Here is a 15,768-nt window from a genome sequence, read left to right as displayed (position 1 = left end):
TTTTGGGGGCGGTTTTTTTTATTTGATGGTCAGATACACGAACACGGTGTAAAAGGCCAATAGCACCAGACCGTCCCTCCACCCCAATCGGAGCCCTTTTGGGAAAAACACCAAAGGAAAAATCAAAAAAGCAATTCCCAACATCCAGAAAATATCATTGGACAACAGCCCAGGATCTACAACCGTAATGGGTTTTATGATGGAAGTTATTCCCAGCACCGCCAATAAATTAAAAATGTTAGATCCGATCAGGTTCCCCAGCGATATGGCCTTTTCCTTTTTCAAAACAGCGATCACCGAAGCTGCCAATTCGGGAATACTGGTGCCTACCGAAACTATGGTAATACCGATGACCCGTTCACTGACCCCCAATGAAGTGGCCATACCTACAGCACCTTTGATCAACAGTTCGGAACCGCCCCAGAGCGCTGTACCTCCCAGACCCAAAAACAAAACGATCATATGCCAAGGCAATGGCACGTCATCCTCTGGCATTTCATCCACTACGGCGGTCTTCTGAAAACGAAGTAAATACACCAAAAACACAAATAACATGGACACCAGAATGATGCCTTCGTAACGCTGGAGCACACCATCAAAATAGATAAAACCACAAAACAACAGGGACGCGATCATCATAACCGGCCAATCGGTGGTATAAAAACTTTTACGCACATCGATACTCCCCATGATCACGGTAATGGCGAGTACCAATCCCAAATTCGCAATATTGGAACCGATCACATTGCCCAGTGCCAAATCGGGAAAACCTTCCAATGCAGCGTTTATGCTAACGATAAGCTCCGGTGCCGAAGTGGCAAAGGATACCACTGTCATTCCCACGATTATTTTGGGAATGAACAAACGCAAAGAAAGGGCTACTGCGGATTTCAACAACCAATTACCTCCTGCGATTAACAGTACAAGCCCCAAGACAATAAAAAGCAGATTTCCCAATTCGAAGAATTTCGGGTAAAGATAACGGAAGATTTACGGATAGCGCTTCCAAAACCAAAAAGAAAAAACTAAAAAAATAGTTAATAAACTACAAATATAGTTGTTTAACTATTTTTTTCGTACTATGTTTGTTCCATAAGTAATATGCCATGCAAAAATTGACCAATAAGGAAGAGGAAGTGATGAAAATCCTCTGGAAACTGAAAAAAGCCTTTGTAAAGGAGATCCTGGAAGAAATGGAAGGTGAAAAGCCCCATTACAATACCCTTTCCACCATTGTACGGAATTTACAGGAAAAAGGGTTTGTGGATCATGAAGCCTTTGGCAATACCCACAGATACTTTCCTACCATCAGCAAGGACCAATACCGTAAAAAGTATGTAAATGCTGCCATTGCGGATTACTATGAGGATTCTTTTAAGAGTTTGGTATCCCATTTTGCACAAGAGGAGAAAATTTCCATCGATGAACTCAAGGAAATCATCAACCTAATTGAAAAGAAAAAATAATGGAACCTATTTTAGCATACCTATTTAAATCGGCCCTTATTTTAGGGGGATTTCTGGCGGTTTACCATCTATTTTTAAAACGCGACACCTTTTTCACCGAGAACCGCTTGTTCCTTGTGGCCGGTTTATTGCTCTCTTTAGTTTTCCCGTTGATCAAATTCCAAAATACCATTATTGTGGACCAGCCGATGGTTGTTGCAACCCGAGGCAACACAGCAACAACAGTTGTAGCTGTAGCAAGTCCCAACCTTTTCACCCTGGAAAACATATTGATTACCATTTATGTATTGGTGACCCTATTTTTCCTGGTTCGCTTTATTTTACAATTGTCCGCCTTAAAACGATTGGAAAGAGACGCCAAAACTTGGAAAGAACACCCCTATCTGCATGTGGAGACAGCTAAAAGGATAGCTCCCTTTTCCTTTTTCAACCATATTTTTTACAACCCTTCCCTTTTTAACTCAAAAGAACTGGGCATTATGCTGGCACACGAAAAAGTACATGCACGGCAGTTACATACGCTCGATATTGTCTTATTGGAGCTCATTAGAATCGTGTTCTGGTTTAACCCCATACTTTGGTTCTACAAGACGGCGATCAAACAAAATTTGGAATATTTAGCCGATAGGTATGCTGTGGAGGGTATGGAGAACATTAAAAGTTATCAGTACCTAATGCTCAAGCAGGTAGTGAACAAACCCGAATATGCAGTTACAAATTCATTTTATAATTCATTAATCAAAAAACGAATAGTCATGTTAAATCAAAATCAATCCAAAAGAACAAGTGTGTTTAAAACGCTGCTGGTATTGCCCTTATTGGGCCTATTTCTTGTCAGTTTCAGTGTGGAAAATGTGTACCTATACAAAAAGTCCGAAGACGCTTTGGATACCCTTGCAGACAAGACCGTGGAATTCACCATTGACAAGAATACCACGGATACCGAACTGGACAAAATCAAAAAAGATTTGGTCAAGGATGGCATCGATTTTAGCTACACCACGATCCGTAATGATGCCAGGGAAATTATCGACATCTCCCTAAACCTAAGTGGAAAAAGTTCAACCGGTGCTAAATTCAGCGGCAATTACAGCTCCAATTCTGAAGGACCCATCGATCCCATCCAAGTTTTCTATGATGACGAAGCCAATACGGTGTCTTTTGGAAATGCAAAACAATTTAAGTATCGAATCCATAAGACAGATGGAGATAAAATCCATTGGGAGACCGATGATGAAACCGAAATCGTTATTCGAAAGGAAAATGCCAATAAAGTAGTGATCGTTAATGGCAAAAGGTTAACCGATGAAGAAGTAGAGGAAATGGAAATGGAAAAAGGTTCAACCATCTTCATCAGTTCCGGTGACGATGATGATGAAGATAAGATTACAAAAAAAATCAAGGTAAAACGTGTTCACAAAGATGACGGGCACGTTATGATCATTAAAGACTCTGACAATGATAAAGACATTGAGGTTATTGGTGACGATGATAGTTTTTTCTATATCGATACCGATGGTAATAAAGAGCCATTGTTTTATGTGGATGGCAAAAAAGTGAAAAAGGAAGACATTAAAAAATTAGATCCAAGCTCTATCGAAAGCATGCAAGTCCTAAAAGGGGATCAAGCCATCAAAAAATACGGCAAAAAAGGCAAGGACGGCGTGGTAGAAATCACCATCAAAAAAAGTGGGAACTAAACCAAAGACTATATATTTTATCCGAAGGCCGTAAAACCATTTTACGGCCTTTTTTTATGGATCCAAATAAACGAAAAGGTCAAAAAAGGCCTATTTTTAAACGAAACGCCCCTTGGTTTTCAAAATCAAGCCAAAAATACCCCTACAAATCTTACATTAATTAATCATAACGTTGTTTTATAATTACATTTTATAACTTTTTTCTAGGCACTCAATTACTACTCTAGGAGCATCTCGTTTTTTTAACTACAATCTTGTATTCAATTGTATAGATTCTTCCCTAAAAGTTTGGAAGCATGACTTTTATCATTCTATATTCAAATCCATAACCGGTTTTACAACAGTTTTTTGAACCTAAAATCAATCACACAATGATCGCAATAGTTAAGTTTTTCGTTATGCTTTTGGTACACTTGATAGCTACTATTTTTCTTTAAGGAAAGTAATGGACTTCATCGGAAAAATACCCTGCCCTTTTTGGAACTTGGAACCGGTTAGCTGCATTTAGGAATTACATGAGTATATTTGTCGGACACAACTACCCAACATGTTTTATAGGATTCTGGCAAAGATCAACAAGGCTGTACTTCCCTCCTACACCAAAAAGGGCTTGGACCTTTCCAAGGCGTCCAAGTTACAATTGGCCATTATTGGCTGGCGGTATTTCGTTACCACAAAGGCACTGGACGCTAATCAGTAGCGCAACAAAGCCTCAATTGGATACCCATTCAGTTTTTCCGCACCCTTTAAAAAGGTAAGTTCGATCAAAAAGTTGCACTGGACTACCTGTCCGCCCAACTCCTCCACCAATTTACAAACGGCACTGGCCGTACCTCCGGTAGCAAGCACATCATCATGTATAAGGACCCTTTCGCCCTTGCTGATGGCATCCTTATGGATTTCCACGATAGCTTCCCCATACTCCAAGGCATATGCGGCAGAAATGGTCTCATAGGGCAATTTTCCCCTTTTGCGCACAGGGACGAAACCGGCACCCATTTTGGCTGCCAACATGGGTGCAAAAATGAATCCCCTACTATCTACACCTACCACTTTGTCTATCTGCATTTGGGCGGTAAATCCCAAGAGTGCTTCCGAGGCTTTTTGCAGGGCATAGGGGTCGCTGAGCAACGGTGTGATGTCTTTGAAGACCACCCCTGGCTTGGGAAAGTCGTTGATGTCACGAATGTAGGAGGTAAAATCCATTTTTTTGTACACTAAGGTTTTGTGATAAAGGTAAAAAGAAATATATTTGCAGCCCTTAAAACATGGCCGCGTGGCGCAACTGAATAGCGCATCTGATTACGGCTCAGAAGGTTGCAGGTTTGAATCCTGCCGCGGTCACGAATAAATCAAAAAGCAAGCGTTTGTATAGCGCTTGCTTTTTTGTTTTTTGAAATGTTTGGTTTGTAGCTAAAAGGGAAATTTTTCTAAATTCCGGCGAATAACTAACGACCATGACTTATCCTATGTGCAAACCGCTTTTTGGAGGATTGATAATTGCAATAAAACTTCATTCTATACCAAATAATTTCATGACAACGGCTCGGGAAATCCTTTCAAGGATCTAGGAAAGCTAACCTATATGGCATCATCCTTCTTGACGGAACTTTGTACCATCAAATAACAGTTAAATAGAAGATGATGAAAACAGTTGAAAACAACAAGGATTACGAAGCTTTGATAGCCCAAGGAAAGCCCATACTATTGGATTTTTATGCAGACTGGTGTGGTCCATGTCAGGCATTATTGCCAACGGTGGAAAAATTATCCAAAGAGTATGAGGGCAACATCGAGATCCAAAAGGTGAACGTGGACAATAATCAGGAACTGGCCTCAAAATTTGGGGTAAGAAATATTCCTGCCCTATTTTTTATCAAAGACGCTGAAATAGTGGATAAAGCCATTGGCGTGCAGCCCGAAACTGTTTTAAGGGAAAAATTGGATTCCCTTTTAAATTGATCCAAAGACAGGTCAATTGTATGCCCATTAAAAAATGTCGATCAAAAAATTGGTCGGCATTTTTTTAATCCGTACTCCATGATCCGGCCAAAAAAAATGGCAGGGATAGAGCCCTGCCATCAGATTATTTTAATCTGTGTGCAAACCTAAAGAGCCATTATTCTTGTAGGGATTGCTTAAACTCCTGAGTGGTGTACACATGGCTGGCAACAAAACGATAGTTGATCTCAGCCGCCACGTTTCCATCATAACCCGGCACTACTGCGGAAGCTGTGGCATCGACCACCACGGCAACCTCAAAACCGTCCTCAAGCAGTTCCCTTAAATGGGATTCCACACATAGGTTTCCGGACATCCCTGCCAAAACAACCTTATCGATTTTTTGCTTTCTCAATTGAAGGCTAAGATCATTCTGCTCAGGACCGTATACTTTATGTGGGCCAACAACGGTGACAAAATCCTTTTCAATGTATTTTTTGTACCTGGGCAACCAATCAGCGCCAGATCCCTCAAAACCTTTTTTATTGAGCTGATCACGGCGATCGAACATGCCGATATCGTGCATCAATTTTTCGAGGGCTCCCTCAAATTTCCAGCGATGGTCGTGCTCATAATAATAATGGGGTGAAATAAATACTTTTATTCCGTTGGCCTCTGCCAATTTGAAGAGTGTTTCCAAGTTTTCAACCGTTTTGTTTTTGATAACGCTCTCTCCAATAACACCCCAAGTAACCCCATCGGGGCTCAAGAAATCATTTTGGGGGTCGGTAATAACGATTGCCGTGGTACCATCGACCTGAAATCCAGGGTCCGGTATTTGGGCATGAAGGCTAGGTGCTCCTAAGCACAACAACGCCATTAAAGAGAAAAATTTGAAAGATGTGGTTTTCATAATATAAAAGAATTAGATGAATGGATTACTGATGAATTGATTTTACTTTTGGTCAATGAAACTGGAAAAGGTTTGGCAACCAACCCATTACATTCTGAATGAAGGTGCTTTTGCCTAAAATCTAAATAAACAGACCCTTATCGTCATTGGTGAAATCCAAATACTCTGAATCTTCAACTTCTGATGTGTTTAAAAGGTGTCGCCTCCCAGTGGTGAACCAGGCAAATACCTGTAAATGTGCCAAAGCACCTATGTACTTGTTCATTAGTTTCATTGATGGTTTTTTAGGAATTAGGAAGCAAACTGCAAACTGGCTTGAAAGGCCTTTCTAAACTGCAATGGCGGGATGCCAAAATTGGACTTGAACAGTTGGGAGAAGTGGCTTGGATTGTCACATCCGACGCCCATTCCCACTTGAATCACACTTTCATCCGTTGATAACAGCAACTTCTTGGCTTCCTCCAATTTTAGCCTGGTTACAAATTGATGCGGTGTCTCACCAGTGGTTTTTTTGAAGACCCTTATAAAATGGTGCACACTCAAGTCGACCACCATGGCCAACTCAGATGTTTGGACAGGACGATCGATATGCTGAAGTATATACCTTTGGATCCTTTGCACCTGAAACGGACTCAAGCCCATTTTCAATTTGGTGTCGATTTCCTGTTGCATGTTGTGCCTTTTAACCAGATAGTCTCCCATGGATACAATCATATTTCCGAGATATGCCATGTCCCCCTCTCCACAAAGCAACAGTTCCTGAATTACATAAAGTGCCAATTGATTGCTCAGTGGGGTATCCAAAATTGGTTTGGCACGAAAGGTTGCACTTCGCATACTTGGTTCCAAAGTGCCAAATGCACCGTTGTAAATACCCAATATCAACGGTTTTTTCATTTTAAGATCCGGAGTTGGACGTAGGGAAAAGATGAACTCATATTCTTGGTGCATCACGTTCTTTTCATTGGCACCTTCATTGTCGCGCATTAAAAATAAAAGGATAGAACTTTTATTAAGATGGCCCTTAACCTGGTGTCTTTTAATATTGCATTGTTCTATTTGGGTCACGTATTTCATTGCTCACTTTTTTTGTGGTTAGTCATTGGAATGATTCCCTTTGGAAATCCCTATTCTTCATTAATGGCAGACTATACTTTTAATTAGCTTGATGATTGCCGTAAATGTCATTGGTTCAATTGATTCTTGATGATTGACCTGCAGATTTCCCCATCAGACTCAAGCCAAAAGTAGTTGTCGAATCGGTCGCCGACCAGTCAGAATTTCTTAAGGGGGGCAGTTTTCTTACCAATGCACCATTTTGACCAAATACACCCCAAAATGAATCCATTAAGTGATCAAAGGGAACAAAAGAATCTTCTTAACGTACCTGTTTCGTTTCTTAACGTGCCGGTCAATCACGTATAAATGAGTAAATTGTAATCCAATACGCACCTCATGACACAGCTACGAATCAAAGATGTGGACCTAAGGATCCAAATACACAAAAACAAGGGCATTGTCGAAGAAGCAACCGGAGGAAAAATTGATTTGGATCATTGGCCCAATTTCATAAAGTCCCCCTTTTTGAAAAGCATGTCGATCCAAATCGTAAATTCCTTGGGCCCCAAAAAAACACTTTACGAAGTGCCCTGCCCACATACTGATTTTCCAAGCCCACCCACTACCGATATTGAATTTGAAGCATTTATCGATCGATCCATAAAACTAACGGAGGCCATCATGGAGGTGCACCAGGCCAATTGTTGCTTCGGCATACTGCGAAACGATCGCATTTTGATCGGCCCCAACAACGAGCTGATCATATTGGGTCTTGCCCTGTTGCAACAGTCCTATTCAAAAAGCGACCTGACCCTTTACCAAGAAAGTGATTTCTATTTTCTTGCTCCCGAATTCAGTAGACGAAGCAACAAATTACCAGATAAAAGATCGGACCTTTATGGCTTGGGCTCCCTACTTCATTTTTGGCTCACCGGATCACATTTTATCAAGGCTTTCGACAAACAGGAGGTTCTGCACAAACACCTTACGGAAACCTATAACATTGATGATTTTGAATACCCTTGGAGAGCTACTGGCATCTATAACATCATAAAGGGATTGGTTGAAAAAAATCCAGATGAACGATACCAGTCCGCCCATGGCGTTTTAAAAGACCTACAGCAGTTAAAATCACAATTGGACTTTAGCGAACCACTCTTGTTCGACCAATTGAGCCTACAATTCAATCCAGGAACAATCCGTTTTACGGAAACCCTCTTCGAAAGGGCCGATGCCCTTAATACATTGGCCAATACATTCAATGAAGTATGTAATGGGGCGTCGGCAGTTGTTTTTTTGGAAGGGGCATCGGGAATGGGAAAAACCGCTTTGGGAAGGGCTTTCGAATCGAAAATAGCCGATGCAAATACCCTTTTTTCACTTGGTGGATTCGATGAAGGGCAATCAACTCCCTACAAAGCCTTTCAACAGGCATTTCAAAATATTGCGCAACGTATTTTGTTGAAGTCGGGGAAAAGTCATGCGGAGGTTCGAAACATTTTCATGTCGGGTCTTGGCCCAGACCTATCAGCACTTTTCCAAGTCATTCCAGATCTAAAGGAACTAACGGGAAACCTGCCACAGCCAGAACCACTGGATCCACTGGAGACCGGCGATCGTTTCGTCAACCTTTTTGCAAGATACTGTCGTACGCTTGATGGCATAGGTTTGAAACGAGTGGTTTTCATTGATGATGTGCAATGGTGCGATCTTTCTTCCCTAAAGCTGATAGAATATATGGCTTGGGCGCCCATCTCCAGGGTTATGTTTGTACTATCCTACAATCCTGAAGGCCTGGCACCGGACCATCCATTAATTCATTTCCAACAATCGTTGGTACGGGCCAACAAAGTGGCACCTGTGATCAAATTGAACGCTTTGGGAGAAGAGGCTACCTACCAAATGGTCGCCGAAGCGCTATCGGAGCAAGGACAGACCATTCGGAATCTTTCTCGTTTGGTGTTTAATAAAACACATGGAAACCCACATTACATCAAGCACTTTTTAAAATCACTCCAAGAGGATGATGTGCTTACTTACGACATGGCCGCACACCAATGGCAATTTGACCTCAAAAGGGTACAAATTCAGGAAATGGCGGACAATGTTTTGGCCATCCATGAAAAACAATTGCTGCTTCAATCCTATCAGGCCCAAGTTTTGCTAAAGGTTGCAGCCTATGATGATGGGAAATTCAATATCCCGTTATTAGCTTCAGTTTGCGATTTTCCAAAAGAAATTGTTCTTCTTCTTTTGGAGTTGTTGACCGAAGCAGGGCAACTTATGAGGGTGGATTCCGAACAAACTTCCTATACGTTTGGCCATAATCGTATTCAGCAAGCGGCGTTCCAACTGAAAATCCCCGGTTTTGATGTTTCCAATGAAGGCTTACATCTTGCTGTGGCCCAATACCATCTTGAACATGGGAACTTGCAAAGTGCCATTCACTTAAATCAACTGGTGGAGCATTTGATGCATTCACAAAAACTGTTGGACCTTGAAACGGTGAACAAAGCGCTTGGTTACATTCTTCAAGCCGGCCAACTCGCGAATGATTCGAACTCCCCCACTGCCGCAATTCAATATTTGGGATTTGCAAACAAACTACAGAACCGGTTCAACGTGCAGACCTACACTTACGAACTCCATTTTGGGCTGGCCAAAGCCTCCTATTTGTTGAAAAAATTGGATGATGCCCAATCTTTTGCAGACATTGCACTTAAGAACGCATCCAATTTGGAACAACGGGCCGAAGTATATCTGCTAAACCTTAAGTTCCAGGAAGCCTATTCCTTATATAAAGAGAATTATTTAGAAGGTGTTAAGGCCCTCAAAGCTTTGGGTGCGCCTTTAAAAACTTCACCCAGTGTTACTGATATTGAAGAGGAATACCGGAGATTCTCAGCGGCATTGCCTAACAATGTCCAAAAAATTATAGGTGAACGTTTTACTTCAACCACAAGAAACCGATATGTTACCGATGTACTGGTAAACATGTGCACCTCTGCCCAACGCAACGATCAAAATAGCTATTCCCTGATTCTTCTTCAATTGGGTAATCGATTGCTCGAGTTTGGCTGCGATGAAGCAACTCCCTTCGTGCTATCCCACCTTGGGTCTTTGTTTTGTTACCGATTTGGTCCCAATCGCATGGGCGTACAACTGGGAAGTCTTGGATTACAACTTTTGTACAAAGGCGATTCGGACAAATATTATTCAAAAACCCTTGCTGTACATCATAGCGCTTTGGGACCCTTGCAATTTGACTATGCATCGCTTGATCAACGTTTGGAGCCTGAAATTGCTTATTGTATTGACCGGGGCGATATTCATGGCGCGCAGCATCTTCAATATGCCAAAATCCGTAATCAACTATTAAGGGGAGATAATCTTGGAGACATCCTTCAATTTTGCAATGGATCACTGGAATCAGGAAATATATACAATAGCGATGTCTACACCGCACAATTGCAACTTTTCAAGACAATTGCGCTCACGTTGAAAGGTTTTGACTCAAAAGCAGCGGCCAAAGCCTATGCAAAAACCATGGAATTGTTGGCAAAGTGTCATTGCAAGTCGGCAGAGGCTACCTTTCATATCCTCATGGGCTGGGCACATTGCCTTAATGGGAAATTTGATAAAGCTTTGCAATATTATAAACTTCATGAGCCTATTTTACAATATGCCACCTCGGAACCACAATATTTCCGCTATCAAATTGTATTGTCTGTTTGCGATCTAATGTCAATGGAAAAACCCGATAAAAATATTCTGGATCGGGTAACTTCAAGACAGGAGCGTTTATTGGAGTGGGCTGAAATCATGCCAGACAATTTTAAAGCTGAATTTCAAACAATCGAACTTTTGCTCGCTTGTAAATCGGGTAAATTTAAAAACTTGGTCGATACGGTTGAAGCAACCCTAAAACAGACCGAGAAGGGAAATTTGATAGCTGTAAGGGCCCTTTTGACCAGCGTATTGCATTCAGCCTTGCCCAAGAACAATTTTACCTTCTTGAAACAGGCCCTTAAAGATGAAGCCGATCGAACCTTTGCCTTTTGGGGTGTTTACCGGGATGGACAATCTTCCGTACTGGAAATCCAAAGGTCAACGGTTGAGAATAATCCCAAAAAATCCAGTTTTGACTTTCAAAGTCTGATCAAAGCCACCCAAACCATTTCGGCCGAGGTCAATAAGGATCGACTGGTTCAAAACCTGCTCAAGATTGTGATGGAAAATGCAGGAGCCGATAAGGGCGCATTGATCTTATCGGACAATGCAAGCCTATCTGTTGCCGCCTTCATTGATCTGACCAGGCCAACACCCCAACCTTTCACCGAATGCCCTCTGGATGAGTGCTATTCCTTGCCCACTGGTTTGATTGAGCACGTTGTGATAAACAAAAAAGAGTTGTGCATTGAAAATCTTTCCGATTACGGCCACAAAGTAGAAAACGATACCACGGACAATTCGGGTTCCATGCTGCTCATGCCACTGATCAAGCAGGGAGATCTTGTGGGTGTACTTTATGTTGCCAACAGCCAAATTACGGGCATGTTCACCGAGGGCGGACTGGAAGTCCTTAGGATCATTGCGTCCCAGGCTGCCATTTCCATAACCAATTCGATCCTTTATGAAAAAGCGATAACATTGAACCAGGAACTGGCTTCCTCAGAAAAAAAACTTGCCAAGCTCAACCAGGCCCTGGAAGAAAAAATAAAGGATCGAACCCAACACCTTCGCCAAGAAATTGAGATGAGAAAAGAGGCGGAAAGAGATCTTATTTTCGCAAAGAACGATGCGGACAGTGCCAATAGGGCAAAATCGCAATTTTTGGCAAATATGAGCCACGAAATCCGTACGCCCCTGAACGCCATTGTTGGGTTCTCCCAAATTCTTTCCAATCAGAGCAAGTCCTTGGACCTTACCAACTCCTTCCGAAGATATTTGAGCAATATTTACCAGAGTGCGGAATCGCTTTCGGAAATTATTAGGGACATTTTGGACCTTTCCAAAATTGAGGCGGGAAAAACCGCGCTTGTTGTTGAGGATATGGATTTGCGGCAACTGTTCTTTTCGGTCTATCGAATTCAAAACAGTCTGGCCAAATCCAAAGGGGTAAAAGTGGTGTACAATCTTGCCCCTGGCACCCCTCGTTATATTCGATCGGACCGGGGTAAAATAAAACAGATCTTGATGAACATTATTGGCAATGCCGTAAAGTTCACCCCTGCCCAAAACAATGTGAAGCTTGGGCTAAGCAGCACCGATACCTGTTTGATCTTTACGGTTGCCGATGAAGGCATTGGCATTCCAGCATCGGATCTGGAGCGCATTTTTGAGCCTTTTACACAATCGGATGCAGGCATGGACCGAAAATATGGCGGCACCGGACTCGGACTGACCATCACGAAAAGCCTGGTCGATATTCTGGGCGGTCAACTTACAGTAGAAAGCGAAGAGGGATCGGGCACCTGTTTCACCATTCAAATTCCATATGAACTGGCAGCTCCCTTACAATCCGATTTTCCAGAAACACTGCTCGCCAATTATAAGATTCCAAAGCACAGTAAAATTTTGGTGGTGGAGGACAATCCCATGAACCAAGAAATGATCCGCGCCCTGTTCGCTGAACTGGGATCGGAAATCTTACTGGCCAGCAATGGAAAAGAAAGTATTTCCATGACGAAAAAATTTGGTCCCGACATCATTTTTATGGACATCCACATGCCGGAAATGGACGGTTTTGAAACCTTGAAATTAATACGGAAATTCAATTCGGAAACCCCTGTGATCGGATTGTCGGCCGATGCCTTTAAGGAACATCAAGATGCTGCATTGCAGGCCGGATTTTCAGCCTACCTGACCAAACCGATACAAATTGCCAAAATTGTGGGCTTGTTGAGGTCGTTTTTACCCGACCAGAACGAGAAGCTGCCAAAAAATAACCCAGCTTTGGATGAAGTGCAATTAAACCACAAACTACGGGCATTGGAAACCATTCGGAACCTTCCCATTTTTGAGACCGAAAAATTGGCGGAAGTGGCAGCATCGCTCAACGAAGTTCTTCCACCGGAATCCTTGAGCAGATTGGAAGATGCCATTTATACTGGGGATGAAAAGGCATTGAACGAATTTTTAAGTACTTCCTTGCATGCTTAGAGGCACCTCCATTCTCATTGTTGACGACAACCGGCAAATCCTTGAATTGGTCAAACATGTTTTGGGTGAGGAGGGGTATGATATTTCCTTTATCCCAAAGGGGCAATTCCTTTTTAAACGGTTGGCAGCGCAGCATTTCGATCTGGTACTTTTGGATATAAACCTTCCGGGCATCAGCGGGTTTGAACTGTTGGCAGCGATGAAATCCGACCCCACCTATAAAATGCTCCCGGTGATCATCATCAGTGCGGAAGAAGAGGACGAAACCTTGGCCAAATGCTTTGACCTGGGTGCCAGCGATTACATAAAAAAGCCAATCCATCATGAAATCCTCAAGGCGAGGGTGCGATCGGTAATCTCGGCCTCCCGATTTCATCAAAGTGCAATACAAGCACAAAAACAAGAAGCATTACGTGCACGCATGAAAATGCTTTCGTCCCAAATGAACCCACATTTCATTTTTAATTCCCTGTCCTCCATACAAGAGTTTGTGCTGGCGAACGAAACGGACAAAGTCTTGGACTACCTTTCGGAATTCGCTGGGCTCATGCGTCAAAATTTGGAGAATTCGATGCTGCCCCACATCACACTTTCCAATGAAATCCAATTTTTGAGGACCTACCTAACATTGGAACGTACACGCTTCAACAATGTATTCGATTATGAACTTCGCATTAGGGTAGCTGCACCTGAAACCATTATGATTCCCCCCATGCTCATTCAGCCCTTTCTGGAAAACGCGATTATTCATGGTTTGCGCAAGTCGCCACGCCCGGGTAAATTGGTTTTGGAAATCCAGGAAACGGAGGAGTCCCTTAAGTGTTCGATCATGGATAATGGTGTGGGGCGCGAAGCGTCATTGGCCATTCCAAAAAACGGACACCGATCTATGGCCATGTCGAATATTGAAGCTCGGATGGAATTGTTGAACATGGAGTTTGGTGTGGATGTATTCAGTGTGGCCATTGAAGATCTGAAGCAGGGCAACGAACCCACGGGCACGCTGGTCACCCTTTGTTTGCCCAACGACTTACATTAACTTTTTCAGCAGTGCTTCCTTTTTCCTGACCGAAACATCAACATGTGAGCCATCCTTAAGAATAAGGTAGCCCCCCTTTCCTTTCACATATTTTTCTACATGGCCGAGATTGACCATATGTGACTTGTGCACCCGAAAAAAATTAAAGGATTCCAATATAGGTTCAAAATCACCAAGTGGCTTGGATACCATGATCATCTTTCCATTGTCCAGGTAAAAGTTGGAATATACATGGTTCGCCTCCACACGTATCAACCGATTCGCTTCCACAAAGTCGATACCTTCCGAAGACCGAAGTGCAATCTTGGTCTGGTTCTTGTCCTGAAGATGGATGTTCTCCCGAAGTACCTGATATTCCTCTTCCCTTGAGGGGGCCTGCTTTGTCAATATTTTTGCCGCCCTAGCAACCGCTTGCTTAAGCTCTTGGATATTGATGGGTTTTAAAAGATAATCCAAAGCTGCGTATTTGATAGCGTTTATGGCATAAAGATCATGGGCCGTGGTAAAGATTACCTCAAATGGCGGTTCCTCGAAATGATCGAACACATTGAAACCATTGCCATCCGGCATTTCGATATCCAAAAAGACCAATTGTGGTTGTTCGGTTTTTATCAAAGAAACGGCCTCGCTTACGGAATATGCATGACCGATCAATTCGATTTCTGGACAGAAGGTCGAGAGCATTTTCCCCAAGATATCGTGGTGCCTTTGTTCGTCATCAACCAGAATCGAACGAATTTGGAGGGTCATGGCTGGCAATGTTTGAATAAACCGCTTAAATATAGCGGAATTTATAGAAATATTTCTATTTTGTATTCATAATCAAGGAATTGTAAATGATATTGGGAATAGGTAGTATTGCACCGGACTTTATGGCTACAACCACTGAAGGAAAATTAAGTTTCCATCATTGGCTTGGGGACTCTTGGGGCCTTCTTTTTTCGCATCCCGAAGACTATACTCCCGTTTGTACGACGGAGCTAGGGATGGTAGCGCAATTGGAGCAAGAATTTTCCAAACGCAACGTAAAAGCCATTGCCCTGAGCGTAGATTCGCTGGATGCCCATATGGATTGGAAAACAGATATCGAAAAATCGATGGACGTTGATGTGCGGTTTCCAATCATTGCCGATACTGATGGGGAGATTGCCCAGTTGTACGGCATGATCCAAAAAGGGACCACGGACAAAAAAACGGTTCGTTCCGTCTTCATCATCGATTCCAACAAAACCATACAGCTCCTTCTTACCTACCCTACATCCATTGGAAGAAATTTTGATGAGATCTTACGTGCCATTGATGCATTGCAATTACATGCCAACCATCAGGTTCTGACCCCCGCCAATTGGAAACCACAGGAAGATGTTATTGTAGATCCCCAAATGCCCAAAGATCAGGCCGATCACAAATTTCCTGATCGTCGCGTTCAAGGGGCACCTTACCTTCAATTTTCAAAAGATCCCTCCAAATAATAGTTGCTTTCCATCA

13 protein-coding genes and 1 tRNA gene are annotated in these 15,768 nt (G+C 42.5%); 8 read left to right on the top strand and 6 right to left on the bottom strand.

Translation table 11 applies throughout. The features are described from left to right. Positions 1 to 18: 18 nt before the first annotated feature. Positions 19 to 957: a calcium/sodium antiporter gene (locus tag EO131_RS15675; protein WP_127024382.1), complete on the bottom strand. Its 939-nt coding sequence runs from the start codon at positions 955 to 957 to the stop codon at positions 19 to 21. Positions 958 to 1,106: 149 nt separating this feature from the next. On the opposite strand from EO131_RS15675, the gene EO131_RS15670 reads away from it, so the two are divergent. The 3 genes from EO131_RS15670 (at position 1,107) to EO131_RS15660 (ending at position 3,866) form a co-directional block, all read left to right on the top strand. After that, positions 1,107 to 1,466 carry a BlaI/MecI/CopY family transcriptional regulator gene (locus tag EO131_RS15670; RefSeq protein ID WP_127024379.1) on the top strand — a complete coding sequence of 120 codons (360 nt, stop codon included), beginning with the start codon at positions 1,107 to 1,109 and terminating at the stop codon, positions 1,464 to 1,466. Further along, a complete protein-coding gene (locus EO131_RS15665) occupies positions 1,466 to 3,166 on the top strand; it encodes a M56 family metallopeptidase (RefSeq protein WP_127024376.1) in 1,701 nt (566 codons plus the stop codon). The genes EO131_RS15670 and EO131_RS15665 overlap by 1 nt, the downstream gene beginning before the upstream one ends. A 547-nt stretch (positions 3,167 to 3,713) precedes the next feature. Beyond that, entirely contained in the window at positions 3,714 to 3,866 is a 153-nt protein-coding gene (locus tag EO131_RS15660) for an SsrA-binding protein (RefSeq protein WP_127024373.1), read from the top strand. On the opposite strand, the gene EO131_RS15655 is transcribed toward EO131_RS15660, so the two are convergent. Further along, complete coding sequence (locus EO131_RS15655) at positions 3,860 to 4,372, bottom strand: adenine phosphoribosyltransferase (protein WP_127024370.1); 513 nt, start codon at positions 4,370 to 4,372, stop codon at positions 3,860 to 3,862. The genes EO131_RS15660 and EO131_RS15655 overlap by 7 nt on opposite strands. Before the next feature lie 64 nt (positions 4,373 to 4,436). Between EO131_RS15655 and EO131_RS15650 the strand changes: the two genes are divergently transcribed. Together EO131_RS15650 and trxA are read left to right on the top strand one after the other, a co-directional pair. Further along, positions 4,437 to 4,510: transfer RNA gene (locus tag EO131_RS15650), tRNA-Arg, on the top strand. A 300-nt stretch (positions 4,511 to 4,810) separates the two neighbouring features. Beyond that, on the top strand, positions 4,811 to 5,128 hold the full coding sequence (trxA, locus tag EO131_RS15645) for a thioredoxin (RefSeq protein ID WP_127024367.1): 318 nt from the start codon (positions 4,811 to 4,813) through the stop codon (positions 5,126 to 5,128). A 157-nt stretch (positions 5,129 to 5,285) separates the two neighbouring features. On the opposite strand, the gene EO131_RS15640 is transcribed toward trxA, so the two are convergent. The 3 genes from EO131_RS15640 to EO131_RS15635 form a co-directional block, all read right to left on the bottom strand. Continuing rightward, positions 5,286 to 6,020, bottom strand: a complete 735-nt coding sequence (locus EO131_RS15640; protein ID WP_241243875.1) for an isochorismatase family protein — start codon at positions 6,018 to 6,020, stop codon at positions 5,286 to 5,288. A 121-nt stretch (positions 6,021 to 6,141) separates the two neighbouring features. Then, positions 6,142 to 6,285 carry a hypothetical protein gene (locus EO131_RS17225; protein ID WP_164731717.1) on the bottom strand — a complete coding sequence of 48 codons (144 nt, stop codon included), beginning with the start codon at positions 6,283 to 6,285 and terminating at the stop codon, positions 6,142 to 6,144. 26 nt (positions 6,286 to 6,311) lie between these two features. Then, positions 6,312 to 7,097 (bottom strand): helix-turn-helix domain-containing protein, encoded by a 786-nt coding sequence (locus tag EO131_RS15635; protein ID WP_127024364.1) that lies wholly within the window; start codon positions 7,095 to 7,097, stop codon positions 6,312 to 6,314. Positions 7,098 to 7,475: 378 nt separating this feature from the next. Between EO131_RS15635 and EO131_RS15630 the strand changes: the two genes are divergently transcribed. Further along, positions 7,476 to 13,241 (top strand): ATP-binding protein, encoded by a 5,766-nt coding sequence (locus EO131_RS15630; protein ID WP_127024361.1) that lies wholly within the window; start codon positions 7,476 to 7,478, stop codon positions 13,239 to 13,241. Beyond that, positions 13,234 to 14,280: a response regulator gene (locus EO131_RS15625; protein WP_127024358.1), complete on the top strand. Its 1,047-nt coding sequence runs from the start codon at positions 13,234 to 13,236 to the stop codon at positions 14,278 to 14,280. Before EO131_RS15630 ends, EO131_RS15625 begins: the two co-directional genes overlap by 8 nt. Here EO131_RS15625 and EO131_RS15620 read toward each other — a convergent pair. Beyond that, on the bottom strand, positions 14,272 to 15,030 hold the full coding sequence (locus EO131_RS15620; RefSeq protein ID WP_127024355.1) for a LytR/AlgR family response regulator transcription factor: 759 nt from the start codon (positions 15,028 to 15,030) through the stop codon (positions 14,272 to 14,274). The genes EO131_RS15625 and EO131_RS15620 overlap by 9 nt on opposite strands. A gap of 86 nt (positions 15,031 to 15,116) precedes the next feature. On the opposite strand from EO131_RS15620, the gene EO131_RS15615 reads away from it, so the two are divergent. Continuing rightward, the gene (locus EO131_RS15615) at positions 15,117 to 15,752 is read left to right on the top strand and encodes a peroxiredoxin (protein WP_127024352.1); all 636 of its coding nucleotides are present in this window, start codon (positions 15,117 to 15,119) and stop codon (positions 15,750 to 15,752) included. The last annotated feature ends 16 nt before the right edge of the window (positions 15,753 to 15,768 follow it).

Source organism: Flagellimonas beolgyonensis (assembly GCF_003992615.1).
GTDB classification, from domain to species: domain Bacteria; phylum Bacteroidota; class Bacteroidia; order Flavobacteriales; family Flavobacteriaceae; genus Flagellimonas; species Flagellimonas beolgyonensis.
The sequence above is the reverse complement of the archived record's forward strand: the minus strand, read 5'-3'. Positions and strand labels throughout refer to the sequence as shown.

What these genes read in the sequence shown, in the direction of transcription:
- EO131_RS15670 (WP_127024379.1), top strand. Translation starts at nt 1,107, where the DNA reads ATGCAAAAATTGACCAATAAGGAAGAGGAAGTGATGAAAATCCTCTGG.
- EO131_RS15665 (WP_127024376.1), top strand. Translation starts at nt 1,466, where the DNA reads ATGGAACCTATTTTAGCATACCTATTTAAATCGGCCCTTATTTTAGGG.
- EO131_RS15660 (WP_127024373.1), top strand. Translation starts at nt 3,714, where the DNA reads ATGTTTTATAGGATTCTGGCAAAGATCAACAAGGCTGTACTTCCCTCC.
- EO131_RS15655 (WP_127024370.1), bottom strand. Translation starts at nt 4,372, where the DNA reads ATGGATTTTACCTCCTACATTCGTGACATCAACGACTTTCCCAAGCCA.
- trxA (WP_127024367.1), top strand. Translation starts at nt 4,811, where the DNA reads ATGAAAACAGTTGAAAACAACAAGGATTACGAAGCTTTGATAGCCCAA.
- EO131_RS15640 (WP_241243875.1), bottom strand. Translation starts at nt 6,020, where the DNA reads ATGAAAACCACATCTTTCAAATTTTTCTCTTTAATGGCGTTGTTGTGC.
- EO131_RS17225 (WP_164731717.1), bottom strand. Translation starts at nt 6,285, where the DNA reads ATGAACAAGTACATAGGTGCTTTGGCACATTTACAGGTATTTGCCTGG.
- EO131_RS15635 (WP_127024364.1), bottom strand. Translation starts at nt 7,097, where the DNA reads ATGAAATACGTGACCCAAATAGAACAATGCAATATTAAAAGACACCAG.
- EO131_RS15630 (WP_127024361.1), top strand. Translation starts at nt 7,476, where the DNA reads ATGACACAGCTACGAATCAAAGATGTGGACCTAAGGATCCAAATACAC.
- EO131_RS15625 (WP_127024358.1), top strand. Translation starts at nt 13,234, where the DNA reads ATGCTTAGAGGCACCTCCATTCTCATTGTTGACGACAACCGGCAAATC.
- EO131_RS15620 (WP_127024355.1), bottom strand. Translation starts at nt 15,030, where the DNA reads ATGACCCTCCAAATTCGTTCGATTCTGGTTGATGACGAACAAAGGCAC.
- EO131_RS15615 (WP_127024352.1), top strand. Translation starts at nt 15,117, where the DNA reads ATGATATTGGGAATAGGTAGTATTGCACCGGACTTTATGGCTACAACC.